The following is a 22592-nucleotide window of genomic DNA, read 5'->3' on the forward strand; positions in this document are numbered from 1 at the left end:
AAAATCCGCGTGAAACCGGTTGCCGATCATCTTTGCCGCACGCGTGGAGCGAGCTATAGGCCGCCGGAATCGCACTAATCCGGGGTTTTGGAGTGGGAGCGCAATCCGGCTGGCGGCTGCGCCTGCTCGACAATTTCCGGCTGACGGGCCCTGATGGCGAGGCTGCACTCAGCGCGCGCAAGGCCATCGCGTTGCTCGCCTATCTCGCGCTCCAGCCGGACCGTATGGCTCGCCGCGAGGTGCTTGCCACCCTGCTCTGGGAGAATGCGGACCCGGCACAGGCCCGGGTGAGTCTGCGCCAGGCCGCCGCCGCCATCCGCAGGATCGAGGGCGACGGCCCGCCGATCCTAGTGAGCGAAGGCGACTTCCTGAAGCTCACCCCAGATGTCGAAATCGATGTCCGCAACTTCGAGCAGCTCGCCAAGGGCACTCCCCCTGAGCGCCGCGAGGCAGTGGCGCTCTACCGCACGGATCTGTTGCACGGCTTCTCGCTGCGCGATTCGGTTGCGTTCAACGAATGGCTGGGCGTCGAACAGGCAAGACTGCGCCAACGCGTGGTCGGCGCCCTGGTGAGCCTGATCGAAGAAGCACAGCGGCCAGAAGGCGACCTCAACGCCGGCATCGCCGACAGCCTCCACCTCCTGTCGATCGATCCCTTCAACGAAATGGGCCATCGCGGGCTGATGGCGCTCTATGCGCGGCAGGGGCGCGCCTCGCTGGCATTGGCGCAATATCGTGCCCTGTCGGATCTGCTGCGGCGCGAACTGGGCGTCGCCCCGGAACAGGCGACCACTGTCCTGTACCAGGAACTATCAGCAGGCAGGCGCAAGCTGCCCGAAACCCCGGCAGCCAGTGCGCTTGAGCTTCCGCCGACCGTAATCCCCGTACCGCCGGCCCAGGGATCGGAGGAACCCGACAGGTCCGCCCCTCCCGCCCGGGAGCCGCGTCACCGGCGCCGCCTGGCATGGGTGGCCGGGATCGGGATTGCAGGAGCGGCGGCCGCAGCTATCGGCTTCCTCGCATGGCCGGGCGAACAGCCCCCGACGATTGGCACGGTCTACCCCATCACCAAGGCGGACGACATCGAGGCGGAGCCCGCTTTGTCGCCCGATGGCGAGCAGCTCGTCTTCAAGATGATGAAGGATGGCAACACCGATCTCTATCTGTTGCCGGCAAAGGGTGAGGGTACGCCGCTGCGGCTGACCAGCGATCCTGCCGCCGATGAGGGCGCAGCCTGGCGGCCTGACGGCCTGGCGATCGCCTTTGTCCGTGTCCCCGCCGCCGGCGATCGCCCTTGCGAAATCGTGGTCAAGATGATGCCGGCGGGTGACGAGCGTGTCGTCGGCCGCTGCGCCACCACCCATGTCACCGACCTGGACTGGACGCCGGACGGCAAGCAGATCCTGTTCAGCGACAGCCCCAAGGCGGGCGCAGTGAACCAGCTCTATTTGCTGCGTGTCGATACCGGTGCCGTTCGGGTCGTCACGGCGCCGCCTGCGGAAACGATCGGCGACCTTTATCCGAAGGTATCCGCCGACGGGCGCCGCGCCGTGTTCGTGCGGATGTTCGGACACGACGCCACCGATGTGATGTTGCTCGACCTGGCCACACGCGCTGAGCGCCGGCTCACCAGGGACGCCGGGCACATCTGGAGCGTGGTCTGGTACGGACGCGACAGCATCCTGTTCTCCGCCGATCGGGGAGGCGACGCCGGGCTGTGGTGGCTTGACCTGCGGAATGGCGCGGAGCCGAGACGCCTCTCCGTCGGCGTTTCCGAATTCCGCCAACTGGCCTATTCGCGCAAGGCAAAGCGGCTCGCGTTCGAGGCGATGCAGGATCGCCGCACATTGCTGGAGCTTGCGCCGGACGCCCGGGCCGGAACACCTCCGCAGGTCGTGCCCGGGCTGCGGCCCGGCCTGTTCGACCGCTTCCCCACGCAGTCGGCCCTGGGCGACATCGCCTTTGTCTCCCGCCGCGGCGGCAGGGATGAAGTCTGGATCGCAACCCCGGGTCAGCCGGCGCGGCAGCGTACGCGACTGGGTAGCTGGATCATTCATGGACCCAGCTGGTCGCCGGACGGCACATGGATCGCCTTCAGTGGCATTCGCGGAGGAAGCTCGGACCTCTACATGATCCGGCGCGACGGCGGCGAGCCGATCCGGCTTACGGCGGATGCTGTTGAGGAAGAGCATCCTTTCTGGTCGCCCGACGGGCAGTATATCTATTTCGGATCTCGCCGTGGCGGTGGCTGGCGAATCTGGCGGATGGATCCCTCGCGCGCCAATTCGGCGCAGCCGGTAACCGGCGAGGGGCCTTGGCGTGCCATTCCCTCGTCAGACGGCAAGGCATTGTTTTATGTGGTCGATGGCGAACGCGGCATTCGCAAACGCCAGATCGGCCCGAACGGCCGGGTCACGGGGCCGGAGCAGCTGGTGGTCGATCTCCATCCGCGCGATTGGCGCAATTGGTACGTCACGCGCGACGCGATCCTTTATGTGGCGCGCGAGGGCGGCACTTCCGCCGGGATGATCCGCAGGCACGATCTGGCAACCGGAAAGGAAACCGATCTGACCGACGCCGGGCCGCTATACTGGAGCGCCAGCTTCGGGCTGCGCCGCGATGGCGGCCTCCTTCTGACCCGGCGCGATCTGCAGATCGACATCTATGGCTCGGATCTGCACTGACGCGCTCTGCCCGCCGATTTCACCGCCGTTTCACGCATCCTGCGTCACCATAGGCGGCAGGCGTCCCTAGTCCGCTCCGGGTGATCGGCGATATTGCCGAGTTCCATGAGGAGCGCTCGCATGAGCCTGTCAGGCGGCATGGCCCGCATCCTGTTTCCGCTTGTCCTCGGCACGCTTGCCGCACCGGTGCAGGCACCCGGCCTGATACCCGGCCTGTATGAGCTGACCACCACCGGCGCCAATACTGCCCTGTCCTCCAGCACGCGAGCGTGCATCTCGGCGAAGCGTGCGCAGGGCGCCTTTGCGCGGCCGCTGCCCGCCGCCGGATGCCGCATGGAGAAGGATTTGGTGTCTGGCGGCCGGATCGAGATCGTCATGCGCTGTGGCCCCGCCGATCACGGCCATTCGCTCACCGAGATCACGGGCGCCTATACCGAAAGGACGTTCGAGATCCGGACCCGAACGCTGGGCAGCGCCGGTGGATCGCCCCGAGAGATGCGCGTCACCACCCAGGGGCGCAGGCTCGGCGGGCTCTGCACGCTCTAGGCTCGAGGCTCTAGGCTCTAGGCTCTAGGCTCTAGGCCCCGGACCCAATTCACTCGATTTTCACGGCGCATGTCTCCGCCATCCTCGGAACGACATGCACGAGGCAGCCTTTCGAACGCTTCAATGGAAATCAACATGCACCCTCTTCGCCATGGCAAGCGCCGTTACCTGGCCGGTGCGAGCGCCCTGTTCCTTGGTATCGGGGCGCCTCCCGCCCATGCCCAGGAGCTGGCGCCGCTCGCCGATCCGGATGCGGACCTGATCGCGCCCCTCGTCGATCCGGATGCCGATCTGATCGCGCCCCTGGTCGATCCCGATGCCGACCTGATCGCGCCGCTGGTCCCACCCAAAATGCCAAAGCCGCGAAAACCCGGCCGCATGACCCATGTCGACGAGATCGTCCTTGAGGAACGGCCGGACGGCATGGTCCTCATCCAGCGTATCCGCGCCGATCCCTGCGGCATCTTCGAAGTGAGCTGGGGTGGACGGAAGACCTGTCGCAACCGGGAGATCAAATCCTACGAGCTCGTGCCGGCTGACAGCCTAGGCAAGAATCGCGGCCCGATCGATAACGACAAGGATGAGGATGACCAGTCCGACGACACGCTGAAGGGCCGCCCGCCGTCCGGATCGGGCGGACGTCCGCCTTCCGGTTCCGGCTCGGGCCCGGGCCCGGGAGGAAAGCCGCCAGGCAACGGTGGCGGCCCCGGCCCCGCGACGGGGCCATCCGGCGCGCCGGGCGGCGCAGCTGGCGGAGCAAAGTCCGGCACTGGAGGAGGCTCCGCTCCCGGCACGGGCGCCTCCACCCCCGGCAATGGCGGGATCGCCGCGCCGACGCCGGCACCGGAAGGCTATCGCCGCACGCGTGATTTCGATGTCCGAATCGTCCGGGCGACCGTCGATGCGAGTGGCCAGGTCGATGTGCTGCTCAACCTGCGCAACGCGACGCGCGCGGCAAAGCTGGTGGCCAATGGCGACTGGACGGTGACCGTCACCGACGAGGATGGTCTTGGCGTCCCCACGCGTGCGCTGTGGATGCCCGGCACCGGCACGCCCCAGCCGTTCCACATCATGCCGAATGTCGCACCCGGCGCCACGCGGGAAATCCGCTTCCTGCTCAAGCCGGAGACGGTTCACGCCAGGCTCGTCACGCTCTCCGTGCAGCAGAATGGCGCGCCGCCAATCAGCTTCGGCCTCCCAGCCCTGGCAACCCGGCCGAACGTCACGGAAGGCGCGCCAGCGGGGAATGGTCCATTCTCGCCGTTGCGCAATCTCGAGGTTCGTCTGGACAGGGCCGCGCCTTATCCGGGCCGCCGGTTCGAGCTGGTGTTTACCGCGCGCAACCGCAGCACGTCTGTCCAGTATCTCGGCGGCAGCAACCTGAACTTCTCGGCGATCGGATCGGGGGATCAGCAAGTGACCATCCAGCGCGAGACTTTCTCGATCCGCGGCACACCGGTCACGCCCACCGGGTCTGCACCGATCCAGCCCGGTGCAATCGCGCGCCTGCGCGTGTTGTTCGATCAGCCGGTGGCGGGGCCGTTCAAGGTCTCGGACGGGTCCGTCACCGCAACGCTCCAACCCACACCGGCCTCCGAACCGGAGTGGTAACGGCTTTGGCCGGCATGCGAACGCGGTTCCCGCCTCGCATGCCGGCCAGATCTCGTATAGTCGGCCAAATCTTCGCTTGGCTTGAACGTGTCAGCCCTGATCGGGCGTGCAGCTGCCGGCATAACGGCTTTCATAGGTCACCCGGCTGATGTCCGTGCCGCCACCGGGGACGCCGAGGCCGATCGTCAGGTCCGCGGTGACGACCGTGGTGAAATCGCCACCCAGCGTTCCCTTGATCGACGAGTTGAGCTCCTTGCTCGAACATTGAACGTCGATCACGTAATGGCCGCCCTCGCGCCGGAGCTCGCGCTTGGAGCACTCGCCTTCATTCTTGCCGCCGAAATTGTCGATGATGTCGGTCGCTGCATCGACGCAATGTTCCTCCGGTTCGGTATCGACGCCGGCGGACGCGGTAAGAACCTTAGTCTTCCATAGGCCCGGCCGCAGTTTTGCCGATGCCGGCGCCTCGGATGCAGCGATCGCCGCCGTGCCGTTTTCCACTTTGCCGGGACCGTCTCCGCCGGAAGTTCCGCAGCCGGAGAGCAGGAGCAGTGCTGGCACTGCAACCAGAATACGCATGTTGAATTCCTGTCTGGTAAAGTCTCAATAAGGGCGCCCCTCCGCTCCGGCGAGGCGCCCATTTGCCGCCAGAGCGGCATGTAAGCGGTGCGCTCCGGCGCTCAGCCGGCCGCGCACTGGCGATAGGCGGAGATCTTGGCCAGCCGGTCGAGCCGCGCCTGCTGCTCGGGCGATGCCTGCGGACCTTGGGGCTGCGAATTGCCGGTCTGCCGGCCCGCATCATAAATGGCCCCGTCGATGCTCTGCGTGGCCGCGCGGCCCACTGCACCGCCGACCACGCCGTCACCGGCAAGGCCGCCCACCTTCGGCACGATCGTCGATGATGCCAGGTTCTTCGCAAAGCCGAGCAAGCCGCCGCCCAGCTTCTTGCCGGATTGCTTGCGCTTGAAGCGCTTCTCGATGTCCTTGTTGATCTGCTCCTGTTCCTTGGCCACGGCTTCGCAGCTCATTTCCTTGTCGCCGGGGCGGGCGCCGGGAGCGGGGCTGGTCTGGCCCGAAGCGGGAGTGAGCGGCGCAACGAGCAAAAGGCTCGCAACGCCGGCGGCGATGGGTAGGGTCTTCATTCTCGTGCGTTCCTTCACAAGCCGCACCAAAGCGTGCGCTGGCGTGCCGGATAGGAAGCCCGCTGCCGATGCCGGGCCGCGCCGTCGTGAAATGCCCGTGAATTCGCGGCTCGGCCTCCGGTTCGGTAGGAAATGCGCACGCGAAGATCGGGCGAGACACCTGCGGATCGCCATTTTCACGGCGCTTTCACGACCGGGGCAGCCCTTCCGCACCGCCCGGCCCTATGCGCCGGAACGCATAATTGGCGCCGTCGCGAAGGGAATATCGGCATGATCTTGAACGCTGGCACCATCGGCCTGAAAGTCGCGGCTTCCGTCATGCTGATCGCGGGCATGGGATCGGCCCAAGCCGCCTGCCCCGCCCCGCTCGCCGATCTGGCGTGCCGGCAGACCGAGTTGCGCGTCACGGCGGCGGATGGCCATGTGATGGCAGGTGAAGTGCTGCTGCCCGGCAAGGGCAAACGCGTGCCGGTAATGATGCTGGTCAGCGGCACGGGCCGTCAGTCACGGGACTTCGAGGCCTTTGATGGCCGCTACCATCCGCATCGCGACATCGCACGGGCATTGCTCGCGGCCGGGATCGGCGTGATCCGTTTTGATGAGCGCAACACCGGCGCCTCGACCGGGGATCACAAGACAGCGCGCTCCGCCGATCTGCAAATGGACGTCCGTATGATCTTCGATCGCGCGGCGCACGTGCCGGGTGTCGATACCCGGCGCATGTTCCTGTTCGGCCATAGCGAGGGGGCGATCTTCGCCATGCAGCTTGCCGCCCAGGATCCGCTGGTCGCGGGGATCGCGCTCGCCGGCGCACCTTGGAAATCGGGCCGGGAAATGACCTGGGACCAGATCCGGATCGAGACGCCGCGCCCCGTTGGCATGCGCGATGCCGATTTCGAAATCTGGCTGCGCGGGAAATATGACGAGGAGATCCGCTTCCAGCAGTCGCGCCCCTCGCTCGCCGATCTGCTCGACTATGACGGGCGCGCGACCGCTGCCGGTGTCAGGCGACCTGCCCTTGTCCTGGAGGCATTGGAGGACTGGCAGGTACGGCCGCCCCAGGGGCGCCAGCTCGCAGAGGCGATCCACGAAAATGGCAACCGGCTGGTCCGGTACCGCGCGCTCGAAGGGGTCGGCCATCTCCTGACGCCCAATCCCGCCGGCGTGACCGATTATACGAAACTGCCCGGCTATTCGGTCGATCGCCGCGTCCTCGATGCGCTGGTCGACTGGGTGCGCTTCACATCGCGCAAGGCCGGGCGCCCCTGAACCTCCCTGCACATGACGGAGCAGTGCAATGAATCTAAATTATCTCCTCTAACCACCCAATCTCGGTCGTTTCGGTACAAATTTGCGACGCCGAAACCGCTCGGGCAGCAATCGCCCCATTTGCGGAAATTCGCTTAACAGCTAGGCCGTAGACTCATAAGCGCGGAGCCATAGCCGCATTGATGCGAGTTGGACCATAGCGAGGAAGTTGGCGGCGAGCTTGTCATAGCGGGTGGCCACGCGGCGGAAGTGCTTCAGCTTGGAGAAGAAGCGCTCGATCAGATTGCGCTCACGATAGAGGCGCTTGCTGAAGCAGGGCTTCCAGCGTCGGTTGCTTTTAGGCGGGATGTTGGGCGTAGCGCCCTGTTCCTCGATCAGTGAGCGGATGCGATCAGCGTCATAGGCTTTGTCGGCTAGCAGGATCGTGTGAGGGCCGAGATGGTCGAGCAGCGTGTCAGCGACTTGTCCGTCATGCGCCTGTCCAACAGTCAGGCTCAGCCGGATCGGGAGCCCTTGCGCATCGACGACCGCGTGGATTTTGGTCGTGAGGCCGCCTCGGGAGCGACCGAGACAATGATCTCGATCCCCCTTTTGCCGTCGCGGCCTGCTGATGGGCGCGAACGGAGGTGCTGTCGATCATCTGGATGTCGCCATCGTGCGCGGCGGTGATGGCATCCATCATCCGATCCCAGACACCGGCCTTCCGCCATCGCACGAAGCGGTTGTAGCAGGTGGTGCGTGGACCGTAGCGCTCCGGCAGATCGCGCCATGGCGCACCGGATCGCAGCACCCAGAAGATACCGTTTAGCACGCGACGATCATCGACGCGTGGAACGCCTCGCGGCTTGTTGGGTAAGAGCGGCTCAATCACGCGCCACTCGAAGTCGGTCAGGTCATATCGGCTCATGCAGAGCCTGAATCACAAACAGGCAGCAAAGTCAGCCTTCTGTTAGGCCGGCTTTATGGAGTGCTGCCCGAGCGCGAAAACGGACACGCGCGCAACGTTCGTGCTGCTCTTCGCTCGCGCCCTCTGGGCAATCGCACCTACGCGACAACCAATCTACGTCGGACGGGTCCAACCATAGCGCGACACGCCCACGCTCGCGCTCCACTTCATCATTGGTCGGTTCAACTCGGTTCGTCATCGCGTCAGTCTAGCGCCAGCGTCGTCAACGGCCCACCGATTTATGAGTTCACGACCTAGTAAGTCCGGGGCGGGGCGCCCTCCCTCTCCCGCGCGCAATCAGAACGACTGGACGACCGACTCCCGCACTGGCTAACGCGCGCCGATGCCTCGCCGCCGAAAATGGGTCCGTCCCCCTTCCCTCCCCTGGACCGCAGAAGAGGATGCCATCCTGGTCGAGTTGCCGGATCGGCGCGAGCAGCGATCTCTGGCCAACCGCACTGCCACGCCGGCGCTTCGGCGAAGTCGCGGAGCGCCGCCTCGACCTCAAGCCCCCCATCGCCGCCTTGCTCTGACGCACTGCCCGCCCCTTCCGCGCCCTTCTCCTTCCGCCAGCGGATCCTGTCAGGCCCAAGCTCAAGCGCAGCTGGAGCGCGACCGGCGCCCAGCACCGCTAAAGCCGTCGCCTGCCAAGCAGGCGGGCAACCCAAACGAGCGCGGCACGGGGAGGAGACAGGATTGCAGCAGCAAAGCCCGCCGTTTGGCCAGAGCAGACAACATGGATCCCGAACAGGATGTCCGGCGCGTAGCTATCTCCGCCGGGCCAAACGCCTCAAGCCTAGCCGGCACGCTTTGCGCGACGCGGCGCCGGCTTGGCCGCAGGCGCGGGTGCCGCCGCAGCGGCGGCCTTTGCGCCGCGCCCCCTGGCACCCAGGCCGATCTTCACGGCCATCTCGCGGCGCTGCGCCGAATAATTCTCGGCAACCATCGGATAGTCCGGCTTGAGATTGTAGCGCTCGCGATATTGCTCCGGCGTCAGGCCATGGGTCGAAAGATGACGGCGCAACGTCTTGTAGGGCTTGCCGTCGATCATGGAGATCAGGAAGTCCTTCGACCCAAGCGACTTGCGCACGGATACTGCCGGCGTGAACGCCTCCGCTGGTGCAGCTGCCGGCTCAGATGGTTCAACCGCATCCTTGTCGGCAGAAAGTTCGTTGATCGTCGCATGCATCGTGCGGAGGAATGCAGGCACTTCGTCGGCATTCACGCGATTGTTCTGGTTGCCAAGCCAGGCGATCGTTAGCTCGGCTGCGAGCTCCACCGCGTTGAGCCGATTTTCGTCCGCCATTTCCAGGTCCTCCAAAGTTCTATCCGGCGATGCCCGCAAAACCTTGCGGGTTAGTTGCCGTTTCCATGCGCCCTGGTCAAATGAAGTCGTCCGCCGGCTCGCCAATTTGAAGGAGCAACGGCCTTTGCGGCTGATTCTGTTCGATCAGACCGGAAGCCGGTTGTCGCGGCGCAAGCGCCATGGGCGGGTGATGTTCGCTTTCGGCGGAATTCACGGCAGCATGTTCGGCCGGCATCCAGGTCGTGGAGGAGATTGGCGCACGAGCCGAATGACGGTCCGCTTCTCGGCGCTCGCTGGGCAATGCCGGGCGCCAGCAACTAGGGCCCGCCGCTGCCTGCCGGCCCTGCCCATCGCCGTTCGGCCGGCCGAGGTTTCACGCACCGGGCAAGGCGACATCCTTGATAAAGCACCGGTCGCACATAGCTCCGGCAGCCCGGTCCGACTCTGGCCGGACCGAGGCCGCAGCGGAGTAAAGCTATGCAGCCTGCACGACGGGCGCCCGATCGAGCCCGCTTGCTTGTGCAAGCGCGGTATCGATCGCGTCGCGACGCGCTTCGTCGCCTCGACCGACACCCTCAGCGACGATCACCTCCACCTCCGCGCCAACAAAGCCGAAGACCGAGCGAAGGAGTGTTTCGGCATGTTCGTATGGGGCAAACGGCGAGCCGTCGCTGTAAACATTGCCCCGAGCCAGCGCGATGATCACCCGCTTCCCCTTCGCCAGACCCACAGGGCCGTTTTCGCCGTAGCCGAACGTCTTGCCGCGTACGGCGATGCGGTCGATCCAGGCCTTGAGCTGGCTTGGGATACTGAAGTTATAAAAGCCGGCGCCGATGACCACGATGTCGGAATCGAGGAACTGCTGAACCTCTTCTCCGCAGTCGAGAGCCATGAATGTGCGCGAATGATTACGCAGCAGGTCGAGGATCATCCAAGACCAGGCTTTGATCATGATTAACATCTGGAAACTTCATTCTTGTCGCGGTGATTCATTGAAATCGTCGTGGGGACGGGCACGGGGGATGTCGCTCTTCGAGCGTCAGGCTCCGATCGGATATGCGCCCTCGTCCGCGATAAGCCATAGAGAATGATCGCGGCCCGTTCTGCAGAAAGCAGGACTCCTGCCAAAGTCCTTGTTCAGGCCGCTCGTTCGCGGCACTAGACCGTGGCATGAGCGATCCCCTTCAATCCGCCATCGCAGACATAATTGCGCGTGCACCGGAATGGATACGCCAAGAGATGGCCACAAAGGATCACGCGACGCGCGAACGCGCCGAGGAAGCGCTGGCAGCGATGATTGCAAATGCGCTTAAGGAAGCAGACAAGTCCGGGACGTGAGCCGAGGCCCATCGTGTTTGCCGGCAGTTGAAAGCCCCAGGACAGCGAAGATCAGCGAGCTCGGAAACACGCTTGTGATGCTTCCACCGACGTAAGCACCCAGCGCGTAAGCAGAGTCAGCGCGGAGCTATGCCAAAGTCCGCGCTGACTGTCCGGTCAGCCGATGCCACGCTCCATCAGGCGCATCAGACGCGCGGAGAAAGCCCGGGGATCTTCCGGCAGCTCACCGTCGGCGATACGGGCTTCGTCGAGCAGGAGATGCGCAGCATCGGCGCGGACATTCTCATCCCCGCCTTCAAGCGCACTGAGCTTCTCGACAAGCGCATGCCGTGGATTGACCTCCAGCACTGGCTTCGCCTTCGCATCGAGGCGCCCCGCTCCCGCGAGGAGCTTCTCAAGCTGGCGATCCATGCCATGATCGGGAGCTACCAGGCAGACGGCGCTCTCGGTAAGGCGGTCGGAGATCCGCACTTCAGACACCGCATCACCCAGTATGTCCTTCATGAATGCAATAAAGCCGCTGACGGCCTGCGAAGTGGCCGGGGCCGGTTGCTCGCCATCGGCGAGCGGGATCAGCGCCAGGTCGGCAAGACCTTGTGTGACGGATTTGAAAGGCTTGCCTCCATAATCAAGCCCAGAAGCTGCCCAAAAACTATCGACGTGGTCCGCTAGGAGCAGAACCTCTATACCTCGGGCGCGGAAGCCCTCCAGTTGCGGGGACGTCGCAAGGCGATCGAGATCGGTGCCGGTCACATAGTAGATCGCGGTCTGATTTTCCTTGAGCCCGTCAACATAGTCCTTGAGCGAGCGCCATTCGCCGCCGGACGCAGTCGTCTTGAAGCGAGCAAGGCCAAGGAGGGTCTCGCGGCGCGCATAATCCTCGTAAAGCCCCTCTTTGAGGACCGGGCCAAAATTGTCCCAGAGGGCCAGGTAGCGGTCGCTGTCATTGGTCGAGAGCTTTTCGAGTTCGGACAACACGCGATTTGAGACGCCTTTCTGGATCGCCGCGAGGATCGGGCTCTCCTGGATCATCTCGCGCGAGACGTTGAGCGGCAGGTCATTCGAGTCCACCAGGCCACGCACAAATCGCAGGTAGCGCGGCAGGATCTCGGCGTCGTCGGTTATGAAGACGCGACGGACATAGAGCTTCATCCGGCCCGCTCGGTCGGGTTCGAACAGGTCGAATGGCCTGGTCTGTGGCACAAAGGCGAGCACGCTATATTCGTGCAGACCCTCCGCACGGTAGTGCAAGGTCAAGGCAGGCTCATCGAATGGGCCAGCAACACTTCGATAGAAGTCCTTATATTCCTCGGACGTGATTTCGCTTTTCGGTCGGAGCCAGAGCGCACCACCATCGGCAATCTGCCTGGGCTCGGAATCGGGCTTCTCCTTGAGGAAGATCGGGACGGGCACGTGGCCGGACTGTGCCTTGATGATCCTCTCCACCGTGAAGACTTGCGCGTAGCTCGCCGCGTCTTCCTTCAGATGCAACAGCACACGGGTACCCCGGACCGGCGCATCCGACGTCTCGACGGACTGGATCGTATAGGTGCCCAGCCCGTCCGACGACCAGGAGGCTGCGCTGTCTGCGCCAGCCCGGCGCGAGATGACCTCGACCTGGTCCGCAACCATGAACGCGGAATAGAAGCCGACGCCGAATTGCCCGATGAGGTGGCTATTGGCACCATCCTTGGCGCCCGCGATCTTTTCCATGAAGGCCTTGGTACCGGAGCGGGCGATTGTGCCGAGCGCATCCGCGAGCTCAGCTTCGCTCATGCCGATACCGTTGTCTTCGACGATCAGCCGACGCGCCTCGGGATCGAGCGTCACGGTTATGCGCGGTTCACTATCGTCTCCGAGCAGCGCGGGATTGCCAAGCCCCTCATAGCGCAGCTTCTCGCACGCATCGGCTGCGTTAGAGACCAGCTCGCGCAGGAAGACTTCCTTGTCCGAGTAGACCGAGTGCACCATGAGGTGAAGCAGCTTGGCGACGTCGGCTTCAAAGGAGCGGGTTTCGGGCGTGGCTTCAGTAGTCGTCATGCAATCTTCCTGTAGTTCTCCAATGTCAGGCAGCGCGTGAGATGGCTGGGCGATCGCGGCGTTTCAAGCGTGCCCGCCTCAAGCGCCAGAGATTGAACGGCCTCGTCCATGCCCCGGCTCGCTGCCAATTACCTGCAACACCGATCCCGGGAAATGGGGACACTGACCTATCCTGGACGATCGAGCTAATCGTTCACCCGGCACCGACTGATCGAAAGCGTTGCTCCGCAGATACTCACGTATAATGGCTTGTCGGTAAGAATAGAAACATGACCGGGGAAGAAGTTAACCGGAGACTATCGTGCAGCAACCCCATTCACTGGATCTCGATCACGCGGAATGGATGGCCGTGTCTGTAGCGCTGAGCGATGCGGCCGAGCTGGATTGTGCGCCGCCACCGGCGCCCGGCTCGCTGCGCGCTCGGTTCGCTCGAATTGGCATGATGATGACCGGACGGCACCCAGCCCCGCCCCTCGCTAATCCGCGCCTCGAGGCAGTCCGGCAGTTCGTGTGCATGAAGAAGCGCCGTAGCGATGAAGCGGATGACCTGGTGCCCGAACTGATGGCTCTTGGGTTCAATCATGCCCAGGTCCAGGCCCTGGCGCTTCTGTCCCGCTGAAATCCGCCTCCGGGTATCCCAGTTACGTGAAACACCGGGTGCTGCATGGCGACAGCTTGCGGTCAGAGATATTGGCGGCGCTTCGCGCTCGGGATCACAAGCCCGAAAACATAACTCTGTCGCCGGGATGTCGGCCCGAATGCAAAGGGTCGTCCTAGAAAGCGGCGCTTTGCATCGTCTCGCAGAACGCGGACGGCTTAGACGGGCCACGCCTTCGGGGCGGAGGCCAGGCCCAGGTCCGCCAGATGCGGCATTGGACAATGAGACATCAGACCATCTCCTTGCGTTTGTCGACGATGGTAAAGAAGATCGTGAGCGCTCCGGCACATTTTCAAGAAGCAAATCACTGACATCAGGAGATAATGCGAACCGCCGGGTAACTGGGGCCGATCAGCTCCGGACGGGATGAAGTTCGGGAACGCCGGGAAAAGCAGCGCGCTGTTGCCGGCGGGAGAAAAGCCATGACCGATCACGCCACGAACCAGCCGGACACCGATCGCGACGCCGCAGAGCGCGCCACGAACGCGAACATCGCCGACGAGAATACAGCCTATGTCCCGCCTGCGGGCCGACAGACGCTCACGCAGGACGATCAGGGTATCCCCCCGACGGGCGAGGAGGATACCCTCGCCGAGGTAAGCACGACCGAACAGGACCCCGATGCCGTCGCCGATCTGTCGGAATCGGACGCCGGTCCGAATGACGACAGCATCGAACCATCACGCATTCCAGGCTCGGCGCAGGAAATCGACGTCGAGGGTGTGACCGGCCCCGGTCCGAGCGGCTAAGTCGCATCGCACGTCGTCGCGATCGGCCTTGCACATGGACAGCGGCCCGACGCAAGAGCGTCGGATGTTCTCGCGTTTCGCTTTGGCTTGGCTCGTCGCTGCCGGCATCGCCACTTCTCTGTTTACCGCCCTCCCCGGCAGGACCCAAGCGACCTCGACTTTCTCAGGCTGCAGGGTCGTGGACGGCGACACTTTGCGCTGCGGCGATGAACGCATCCGGTTACTCGGGATAGATGCGCCGGAGCTCCCGGGCCACTGCGCGCAGGGTCGTAACTGTGCGCCGGGAAACGGCTTCGCCTCGATGCGCAGCCTCAGTGAAGCGCTGACCCCTCCTCTGAACATCCGGCGCGTCGGCTACGACCGCTATGGACGCACACTTGCCCTGGTGTCCGGATCCAGGGGCGACCTTTCCTGCTGGCAGCTCAAGCGGCGCCAGGCGATCTACAAGCCGAACTGGGATAATGGCGGCCGGCTCACCGCCATATGCAGCGCCGCCCGCTAGGGAAAGCCGCGTCACCCGCCACCGGCGCTAGGGCGTCTGTCCGTAGCGCATAAAAGCCGAAGCCACCTTCGCGTCGAGCTTCTGAGCGGCGGCTAGATCAGCGGTCGCCTCGGCTGTGCGGCCGAGGCTCTTTGCGGCAATAGCGCGACCATAAAGCGCCGACGCCATCTTCGCATCGCCCTTCACTGCCTTGTCGTAAAAGGTCCAGGCATCCTGCCAACGCTGCTGCTGAAGCGCGACCAGCCCCGCGCTGTCATAGTTGTTCGGCTCGGGCGCCAGGGCAACGGCCCGATCGCACTGGGACCGTGCCTTGTCGAACTCGCGCCTGAGATAGGCGGCCCGCGTCCAGCACGCGGAATTGAAGCCCGCTCCATAATCAGGCGCGCGAACGGTCAGCGCGTCATAATCGCGAAGCGCCTCTTCATATAGGCCCAGGCGATTGTACAGGTCCCCGCGTCGCTCATAGGCCAGAGCGAAGCCGGGATCAGTGGCGATTGCGCTGGAGAAGTCGACAAGCTGCGCCTGTTCCGGCTGTTCCAGCGCACCGCGCACCAGGGCGCGGAGATAATAGGTCCGTCCAAGCTCGGCCTTGTCGTCCATGCCGATCCGAATTGCCTTGTCGAAATCGGCCATGGCCAATGGCCATTTCTCCTCGCTGCCGGCGAGCCGTGCACGCATCGAATAGGCAAGCCCGTTTCGCGGATCGAGCACGATCGCCTTTTCCGCCGCGGTCCGAGCCGCCGGCTTGTCCCCGCTGCGCATCAAGGCGTCCGACAATCTTGCATGGACTGAGCTGCGCCAGGCCGGCGTGAAGCCGGCCACCCCGCGCATCGCGTCGAGCTTGGCCATTGCCGGGTCCTGCGTCGCCTCGGCGATCTCGAGCGCCCCCTTGAGGTCCGGCAGGGCCCTATCGACGGCATCCTTGCGCAGCCGGTCGGTTCCTCGAATGGCCAGGGCGCGCGCCCGCGTGGCATCTGGAACGCCGCCCGCATTGATCAGGTCGCTGCAGGCCGAGACGTCCTCCTTGAGGCAGCGCTCCTCATAGATGCCGCGGACATAGTCTGACAGGCGCTCCTGCGCCGCAGCGGTGCCACTCGCCAGCAAGGCTGTCGTTACCATGATGACTCTGACCATTCCCGCCCTCCCCTTGGGTGTGGATGCTATCATCATGCGGGCGATCCACAACCGGCATGGATCAGTGCCGGGGAGGCGCGACGGACCTTAATTACCCTTGCGGGCCCTGCGCGAGCGTTCGAGCCATTGACCGACCATCGTCCCGACCAGCGTTTCGAGAGCAGCGAAGATCGTGGCGAAAGCGACCCAGGAGGACAGCTGTCCGCCGGCCGCATAGATGGCCGCAAGCGCCCATAGAAATACCAGAGCGAAGGGCAGGTTTCCTCGACTGCGCGCCAATGCCGTACCGGCGATCGCGCCGCCGAGCGCGAGGACCCCCGCCGCAATCACGGGTGCCGCGGACGCATCGGCCTCTATACCGTGAAAGCGCAGGGAAGCTGCAATGTTGACGATCGTCGCCGCGGTCAACCAGGCGGCAAGGGCGCTTAGCGGAAGGCGAACGCACCAGCGATCCCCTGCAGACAGCGGACCGCTCCAGCTTGTCATATGCTTGAGGGCTGCCAGGAGCGAACCGAGCGAGAGGAAGATGATCGCGACGGAAATTGCGCTGAGATCGACCAGCTGGACGTAGAGTGCCCAGAGCGTGTTGCCGAGAAATGCCAAGGCCGCCGGCCAGCGCAGACCGCTGACATAGGCGTTATCGCGCTGTGAGGGCAGAGCCTGATAGATCGCGAAGACGAACGATCCCGTGTACAGCGCACCCCAGATCGAAAACGCCCAGCCGGCGGGCGTTATCAAGGTGCGGACGGCGTCGGATTGCTCTCCGATAGGCGTTCCCAGGCCGACAGCCTGCATCGCTGCGGCCGCGACCTGGGCGATAGCGAGGACGAGCACCGCGGCGCGGGACAGGTCGGGAGCTGGTTGAATGCTTCGCGCGATTGACTGAGCCATTCGCGTAGAATTCCGGCGACGCGTGTTCGTTCCGCCCACGCCATTTCGGCCCATTACAGAGAGCTTTGGTCCGCGCCGATGCGTGGGAAAGCGCCCCGCATCGGCCCGGTCCGTGCTAAACTACATGGCCCCTATCGAGTTCCAGTCCAGGCGCGACGTTTCGAGGCGCAGACGGCAGAACGGCTCCGGGGTGCGGCCTGCCGCCTGATGCGGAATATGACGGCAGCTTGTGTGACCCTCAGGCGATCGCGGCCATTGCGAGCTTGGCATCGTCAATCGAGCGAAAGCGGACGAGGCCGCCTGCTGGCCCTTCGGGGTGGATCGATATGGGGGATGATAGTCGATTACTTTCGATCGCTTCCCGCAGTTTCTCCAGCTCTGCCGCCGTCAGCGAGAAAAGGGCCGATCCGCCACCGCCAATCTGCTTCATTGCTGCTCCCTGCTACCCATTCCGTCGAAACGGCATGCCGTAAGGCGACACTCGAAGGCCCTGGACGACCGGCACGCCCCGCCGCCCTGGCCAGATATCGCCTGGTTATCGTGGCCAGCCATTAGAAGAGGTCAAGCCCTGACCGTCTCCGTGACAACGCCTAATGGAAGTCGTGGCTACGGACCTTGATCAGGTCCTCGGGATCGACACCGTTCGGAAAGGGCGGCGAATAAAGATCGCGCGGCTTCCAGCCCGGGTCCCCGCGATCGGGACTACCGGGGTGGGACGCACCATCTCCCCTGCCCTGCGTCAGCGGGAAATCCATCCGGCCGATGGAGCGCAGCATATCGTCGCGCGGGACCACCCGGTCGACGATGACATGGATCACCTCTCCCTCCTTCTGCAGCCGCCCCCGTAGTGAAACCATCGAGGCCGACATCACCACGCGACGCTGCCTCTCGAACCGGTCGGGCCAGAGAATGCCGTTGGCGACGCCGGTCTCGTCCTCGATCGTGATGAACAGCACGCCCCGCGCCGATCCCGGGCGCTGGCGCACCAGGATCACGCCCGCAACCTCGACATGCCGGCCGTCGCGGATGCCGGCGAGATCCGCGCATTTCACGATCCGCTCGGCGGAGAGCTGCTCGCGCAGGAAAGAAAGCGGATGCGCGCGCAGCGACAGCTGCAGCGTTCGATAATCCTCGACCACCTCGCGCCCGTCGGTGAGCGGCGCCAAGGCCACATCAGGCTCCCGGCCTTCGGGGGAGAAGCCGCCCTCACGAGCGTCAGCCGCTGCGAACAAGGGCAAGGGCGCCTCGCCCAGCCCCTTCACCTTCCAAAGCCCCTGGCGGCGGTCCTCGGCGAGGCAGTGAAAGGCGTCGGCCTCCGCCAGCCGTTCGATCGCGGCGCGTGGCACGCCGGCGCGGCGCCAGACTTGCTCGACGCTCTCATAGACTTCGTCTCCACGCGCTACCGCGATCGCGGCCCCGTGGACATTGGCGAGGCCGCGCACCTGACGGAAACCCAGGCGGACGGCGAGATAGCGGCCCCTGCCCGGCTCCAGCGTGCAGTCCCAATGGCTGTGGTTGATCGAGACCGGTCGGACCTCGACGCCGTGCTTTCGCGCATCCGCCACGATCTGGGCCGGCGCGTAGAAGCCCATGGGCTGGGCGTTGAGCAGGGCAGTGCAGAAGACGTCCGGATGATGATGCTTCATCCAGCACGAGGCATAGGCGATCTTGGCGAAGGAGGCGGCGTGGCTCTCGGGAAAGCCATAGCTGCCAAAGCCTTCGATCTGCTTGAAAGTGCGCTCGGCAAAGTCCTTGGGATAGCCGCGCGCGATCATCCCACCGACCAGCTTGTCGTAGAAATGGCTGACGCCCCCGGTAAGCTTGAAGGTCGCCATGGCGCGGCGCAGCTGGTCAGCCTCGACCGCGGTGAAGCCGGCACCAACGATCGCGACCTTCATCGCCTGTTCCTGGAAGAGCGGCACGCCCAGGGTCTTCTCGAGCACGGCGCGCAGCTCGGGCCTGGGGTATTCGGGCTTCTCCTTGCCCTCGCGCCTGCGCAGATAAGGGTGGACCATGTCGCCCTGGATGGGGCCAGGTCGCACGATCGCAACTTCGATGACGAGGTCGTAGAAGCGCGTCGGCTTCATCCGCGGCAGCATCGACATCTGCGCGCGGCTCTCGATCTGGAAGACACCGAGCGTGTCGGCCTTCTGGATCATCGCATAGACTTGCGGGTCGTCGTCCTGCAGGTCGGCCATGCCGACGCGCACACCCTTATGCTCTTCGAGCAGGTTGAAGGCGCGGTTCATGCAGCCGAGCATGCCGAGGCCCAGCACATCGACCTTCATGAACTTCAGGGCGTCGATATCGTCCTTGTCCCACTCGATGATCTGGCGGTCTTCCATCCGCGCCGGCTCGATGGGCACCAGGTCGTCCAACCGGTCCTGGGTCAGCACGAAGCCGCCGGGATGCTGGGACAGATGCCGCGGGGTGCCGATCAGCTGGCGGGCCAGGCGCAGGGTCAGCTTCAAGCGGTGGTCGTTCGAATTGAGGTTGAGGCTTTCGATCTGCTCGTCCGAGATGCCATCCATCGACCAGCCCCAGACCAGGCCCGTGAGCATCTTGGTAAGATCGCGCGGCAGCCCCAGTGCCTTGCCGACCTCTGCCACGGCACCGCGCGTCCGGTAGCGTGTCACCACCGCGGTCAGTGCTGAGCGATGTCGGCCATAGGTCTCATAGATCCACTGGATTATCTCCTCGCGCCGTTCATGCTCGAAGTCGACATCGATATCGGGCGGCTCCTTGCGCTCGCCGGAGACGAAGCGTTCGAAGAGCAGCTCATGCTGGATCGGGTCGATCGAAGTGATGCCGAGCAGGAAGCAGACACAGCTGTTCGCGGCAGACCCCCGCCCCTGGCAGAGAATGCCCCGCCGGCGGCTTTCCTCGACGATCGAGCGAACCGTCAGGAAATAGGGCGCATAGCCAAGCTCGCCGATCAGCTTGAGCTCATGTGCGATCTGGTCAGCGTAAGCGGCAGGCACGCCGTCCGGGAACTTCGCATCGGCAGCCGCCTGGGTGAGGATTGCCAGGGCCTCCTGCGCGGTCCGGCCCGCCATCACCTGCTCATAGGGATATTGATACTGGATCTCGCCGAGATCGAAGGTGCATCTCCGCGCAATATCCGCGCTCGCTTCGATCGCATCCGGGAAGGCAGCAAAGCGCCGCTCCATTTCAGCCGGCGATTTGAGATGCCGGTCCATGAAGCGCTCGCGCCGATAGCCCAGCGCCTCGACCGTCGTTCCCAGTCGGATAGCGGTCACCAAATCCTGGAGCGGCCGCGCGTCCTGACTGTGATAGAGAATGTCCCCGGTAGCGACCGGCCGCACCCCGGCGGCCCGGGCCATCGCATCCAGCGCATGCAGCCGGGCCATATCGTCCGGACGGCGGCGAAAACTCATCGCGCTATAGCTGCGGGTCCCGAACAGGTCCGCCAGCTCAGCCAGGTGGCCAGCGGTCGCCTCGTCGGCCAAGTCCGGCACCAGGATCGCGACCAATCCCTCAGAATGATTAGCAATATCACTCCAATCAAGGATGCACCGCCCCTTGCCGCCTCGCGCTTTGCCGAGCGATAGCAGCCGGGTCAGCCGGGACCAGGCCGGCCGATCGGTCGAATAGAGCAGCAGCGCCCTGCCATCCGTCAGGTCGACTCGCGCGCCGGGAATCATGCGAACGCCGGTCGCCTTCTGCCCGTCCCAACCACGAACGACCCCGGCGACGCTGTTCCAGTCCGCCAGGCCCAATGCCTTGTGGCCCTGCAGCGCCGCGGCCGAAAACAGTTCCTCGGGTGCGCTCACGCCGCGCAAGAACGAGAAGTGGCTTGTCACCTGGAGTTCTACATAGGTTGTCATCCCGGGGCCGCTCCCCGCCCCATCGATGGACGCTGCCGGCAAGTCCATGGATCGACAGCATAGCTCCTTTGTTGGTGCGCCATGGACAATCGAAAAAACATCGTCGCCGTCGGGCTTCTGACCGCGTTCGACCTGGAGAGGCTGGGAAGCAGCTTTACCCGGGCGATCCCGGTCGAGGATGGCGAAAGCTTTGCAGATGTCCTGGAGAAGCTGGAGGCGATTGACTGGCCACCTGACCCGGGCGATTGAGGCACCGTTCGCTGAACCTGTGCCATCAGCCGAAAAAGCCATGCAGGTGCCAGCTTAGGTCGCCGGTCTCGGCCTCGACGCCGTCGCCCCGGCGGAACAGCCAGAAGCGCTGGCCGCCCTCGACCTCGACCCGGAAATAGTCGCGGATCGCCCAAAGCTCCCGGTCGGTCCGCCACCATTCGCCATGGATGCGCTCAGGCCCGTCGCCGGCCATGACGCGATACGCCTTGCCCCGCCAAGTGAAGCGGCGCGGCGGATGGTCAGGCAGCAGCGCCACCACATGGGTTAGCAGTTCGGGCTGGCGCAGGATTCGTACCGGCCGCTTCCAGACCGGCCAGCCTTCCGGATCGACAAGAGGCGCCAACCGCCGGACGGCGCGTTCGGGGACGTCGCTCTGCTCCAGCCCCAGGCGAAACACCGCGCCCTCCCCGGCCCTGCCGGTAAGCTGGTCAACGGCCGGGGCCAGGTCAGCAGGCACGTTCTCATCCGCCAGCAGGGCCGCGCCCGAACGCGCGCCGAGCGGCTCGCTATGCGGCACTGTCAGCCGCATTGCCTCGATGCCGAGACCGGGCTCGAGCCGGTCGATCCGCAGGCCGAACATTCGCTTGAGATGCCGCCCATCCCGCGTGGCCCGTGCGGCCCCGATCGAGAGGTGCTGGTCGGCTCCATCAACCCGCTCGGCCGTGATCATGGCGGTACGCACGCCCAGCCCCCGCCGCTCGAGCACGAGGACAAGGTCTCCCACAAGATCCGCGATTACCTGTGCGATTGCCTCGGGCGTGCCAATAGGCTCGAGCAGCCGCCGGGATACTTCCGGCGCCTCGAACGCGATGACCGGCACGATGGGCTCGGCAGCGCGCCCCAGCGCCTGATCGAGCCGGGCAAGCGCCGCCAGGCCGAGACGCCGTGCCAATGGTCCGCGCGGCATCGGCAGCAAATCCTGGATGCGCTCGAGCCCGAAACGTGCCGCCGATGCCAACGCCTCGCCCTCGAGCCGAAGCGCGGCCACCGGCAAATGCGCCAGCGCTGAGACCTCCTGCCCGGACGGCAGGATCGTCACTGGTTCTCCCCCAAAGCGAGCGAACGCATGGGCGGCTCCGGCGGTACCCGCGATTGCGATCCGTGCCGTGAAGCCGAGGCGCGCAAGGAATCGCAGCACCCGCCGGCAAAAGCGTGCCTCGCCCCCGAACAGATGGGTGGCCCCTGTCAGGTCGAGCCAGATCCCATCGGGACCGGAGGGAGAGGCAATTGGCGTCCACCTGCCAACGGCATGGAGCGCCAGACGCTCAAGCCAGACCTGATCGCCCTCCGGGTCGGCTTCGCGCACATCGAGATCCGCTACCAGCGCGCGGGCGTGTGCCGCAGCCATGCCGGGCGCCAGATCCCGCGCCAAGGCAATCGGACAGGCCGCCGTCACCACTTCACGCTGCCCAACACGCTCGATCAGGACGGTCGGGCGTTCCCAAAGCTCCAGGGTCGGCCTCGGCATTGCAGGCTGCGGGGGCGCCCCCTCATCTGGCGGCATGGCACGAAACGGATGCTGCGCCGGCTCAGAACGCCGGCCAAGCTCCCGCATGGGCGGGCGCTGATGCGCCGGCAGCCTGGCAATCCGCTCCGCTTCCCCTTGCCGGCTATGCGCAGCGTCCTGCGCCCAGCGGGAGCCGGGTCGCCAGCCACCG

At 65.0% G+C, this 22592-nt stretch carries 20 protein-coding genes; 8 read left to right on the plus strand and 12 right to left on the minus strand.

Annotated elements, in window-relative coordinates:
- Positions 1–191: 191 nt before the first annotated feature.
- The 3 genes from O3305_RS07005 to O3305_RS07015 all read left to right on the plus strand — a co-directional run bounded on the left by O3305_RS07005 (position 192) and on the right by O3305_RS07015 (position 4841).
- Positions 192–2684 carry a BTAD domain-containing putative transcriptional regulator gene (locus O3305_RS07005; protein ID WP_269575754.1) on the plus strand — a complete coding sequence of 831 codons (2493 nt, stop codon included), beginning with the start codon at positions 192–194 and terminating at the stop codon, positions 2682–2684.
- A gap of 120 nt (positions 2685–2804) precedes the next feature.
- Positions 2805–3230 (plus strand): DUF3617 domain-containing protein, encoded by a 426-nt coding sequence (locus O3305_RS07010; protein ID WP_269575755.1) that lies wholly within the window; start codon positions 2805–2807, stop codon positions 3228–3230.
- A gap of 135 nt (positions 3231–3365) precedes the next feature.
- The gene (locus tag O3305_RS07015; RefSeq protein WP_269575756.1) at positions 3366–4841 is read left to right on the plus strand and encodes a hypothetical protein; all 1476 of its coding nucleotides are present in this window, start codon (positions 3366–3368) and stop codon (positions 4839–4841) included.
- Between the two features lie 90 nt (positions 4842–4931).
- Here O3305_RS07015 and O3305_RS07020 read toward each other — a convergent pair whose 3' ends face one another.
- A complete protein-coding gene (locus tag O3305_RS07020) occupies positions 4932–5420 on the minus strand; it encodes a DUF3617 domain-containing protein (protein ID WP_269575757.1) in 489 nt (162 codons plus the stop codon).
- Positions 5421–5521: 101 nt separating this feature from the next.
- Entirely contained in the window at positions 5522–5983 is a 462-nt protein-coding gene (locus O3305_RS07025) for a hypothetical protein (RefSeq protein ID WP_269575758.1), read from the minus strand.
- A gap of 270 nt (positions 5984–6253) precedes the next feature.
- On the opposite strand from O3305_RS07025, the gene O3305_RS07030 reads away from it, so the two are divergent.
- The gene (locus tag O3305_RS07030; protein ID WP_269575759.1) at positions 6254–7252 is read left to right on the plus strand and encodes an alpha/beta hydrolase family protein; all 999 of its coding nucleotides are present in this window, start codon (positions 6254–6256) and stop codon (positions 7250–7252) included.
- A 141-nt stretch (positions 7253–7393) separates the two neighbouring features.
- Here O3305_RS07030 and O3305_RS07035 read toward each other — a convergent pair.
- The 3 genes from O3305_RS07035 to O3305_RS07045 all read right to left on the minus strand — a co-directional run bounded on the left by O3305_RS07035 (position 7394) and on the right by O3305_RS07045 (position 10456).
- Positions 7394–8159 (minus strand): IS5 family transposase gene (locus O3305_RS07035; protein WP_269575760.1). Its coding sequence is split into 2 segments (ribosomal slippage): positions 7394–7844 and positions 7843–8159, totalling 768 coding nucleotides; the frame shifts between segments, so codons are not numbered across the junction.
- Between the two features lie 835 nt (positions 8160–8994).
- Positions 8995–9504 carry a Ros/MucR family transcriptional regulator gene (locus O3305_RS07040; protein ID WP_269576472.1) on the minus strand — a complete coding sequence of 170 codons (510 nt, stop codon included), beginning with the start codon at positions 9502–9504 and terminating at the stop codon, positions 8995–8997.
- A 475-nt stretch (positions 9505–9979) separates the two neighbouring features.
- On the minus strand, positions 9980–10456 hold the full coding sequence (locus O3305_RS07045) for an FMN-dependent NADH-azoreductase (RefSeq protein WP_269575761.1): 477 nt from the start codon (positions 10454–10456) through the stop codon (positions 9980–9982).
- A gap of 218 nt (positions 10457–10674) precedes the next feature.
- Here O3305_RS07045 and O3305_RS07050 point away from each other — a divergent pair, with 218 nt between their 5' ends.
- Positions 10675–10842 (plus strand): DUF6771 family protein, encoded by a 168-nt coding sequence (locus tag O3305_RS07050; RefSeq protein WP_269575762.1) that lies wholly within the window; start codon positions 10675–10677, stop codon positions 10840–10842.
- 156 nt (positions 10843–10998) lie between these two features.
- Here the strand turns inward: O3305_RS07050 and htpG are convergent, their stop codons facing one another.
- Positions 10999–12882, minus strand: a complete 1884-nt coding sequence (htpG, locus tag O3305_RS07055; RefSeq protein ID WP_269575763.1) for a molecular chaperone HtpG — start codon at positions 12880–12882, stop codon at positions 10999–11001.
- A 316-nt stretch (positions 12883–13198) separates the two neighbouring features.
- Positions 13199–13465: a hypothetical protein gene (locus O3305_RS07060; RefSeq protein ID WP_269575764.1), complete on the minus strand. Its 267-nt coding sequence runs from the start codon at positions 13463–13465 to the stop codon at positions 13199–13201.
- A 497-nt stretch (positions 13466–13962) separates the two neighbouring features.
- Between O3305_RS07060 and O3305_RS07065 the strand changes: the two genes are divergently transcribed.
- Positions 13963–14289: a hypothetical protein gene (locus O3305_RS07065; protein WP_269575765.1), complete on the plus strand. Its 327-nt coding sequence runs from the start codon at positions 13963–13965 to the stop codon at positions 14287–14289.
- Positions 14290–14353: 64 nt separating this feature from the next.
- On the plus strand, positions 14354–14791 hold the full coding sequence (locus O3305_RS07070) for a thermonuclease family protein (protein WP_269575766.1): 438 nt from the start codon (positions 14354–14356) through the stop codon (positions 14789–14791).
- A 27-nt stretch (positions 14792–14818) separates the two neighbouring features.
- Here the strand turns inward: O3305_RS07070 and O3305_RS07075 are convergent, their stop codons facing one another.
- From O3305_RS07075 to O3305_RS07090, 4 genes are all read right to left on the minus strand, one after another.
- Positions 14819–15925, minus strand: coding sequence for a tetratricopeptide repeat protein (locus O3305_RS07075; RefSeq protein WP_269575767.1), 1107 nt, complete (start codon positions 15923–15925; stop codon positions 14819–14821).
- 87 nt (positions 15926–16012) lie between these two features.
- Positions 16013–16816: a TspO-related membrane protein gene (locus O3305_RS07080; protein WP_269575768.1), complete on the minus strand. Its 804-nt coding sequence runs from the start codon at positions 16814–16816 to the stop codon at positions 16013–16015.
- A 238-nt stretch (positions 16817–17054) separates the two neighbouring features.
- Positions 17055–17246: a hypothetical protein gene (locus O3305_RS07085; protein ID WP_269575769.1), complete on the minus strand. Its 192-nt coding sequence runs from the start codon at positions 17244–17246 to the stop codon at positions 17055–17057.
- Between the two features lie 160 nt (positions 17247–17406).
- Complete coding sequence (locus O3305_RS07090; RefSeq protein ID WP_269575770.1) at positions 17407–20664, minus strand: error-prone DNA polymerase; 3258 nt, start codon at positions 20662–20664, stop codon at positions 17407–17409.
- An 81-nt stretch (positions 20665–20745) separates the two neighbouring features.
- Here O3305_RS07090 and O3305_RS07095 point away from each other — a divergent pair, with 81 nt between their 5' ends.
- Positions 20746–20913, plus strand: a complete 168-nt coding sequence (locus O3305_RS07095; protein ID WP_269575771.1) for a hypothetical protein — start codon at positions 20746–20748, stop codon at positions 20911–20913.
- Positions 20914–20938: 25 nt separating this feature from the next.
- Here O3305_RS07095 and O3305_RS07100 read toward each other — a convergent pair whose 3' ends face one another.
- On the minus strand, positions 20939–22402 hold the full coding sequence (locus O3305_RS07100) for a DUF6504 family protein (RefSeq protein WP_269575772.1): 1464 nt from the start codon (positions 22400–22402) through the stop codon (positions 20939–20941).
- Positions 22403–22592 lie beyond the last annotated feature (190 nt).

The sequence above is a fragment of the Sphingomonas sp. NIBR02145 genome (assembly GCF_027359115.1).
Lineage (GTDB): Bacteria > Pseudomonadota > Alphaproteobacteria > Sphingomonadales > Sphingomonadaceae > Sphingomonas > Sphingomonas kyeonggiensis_A.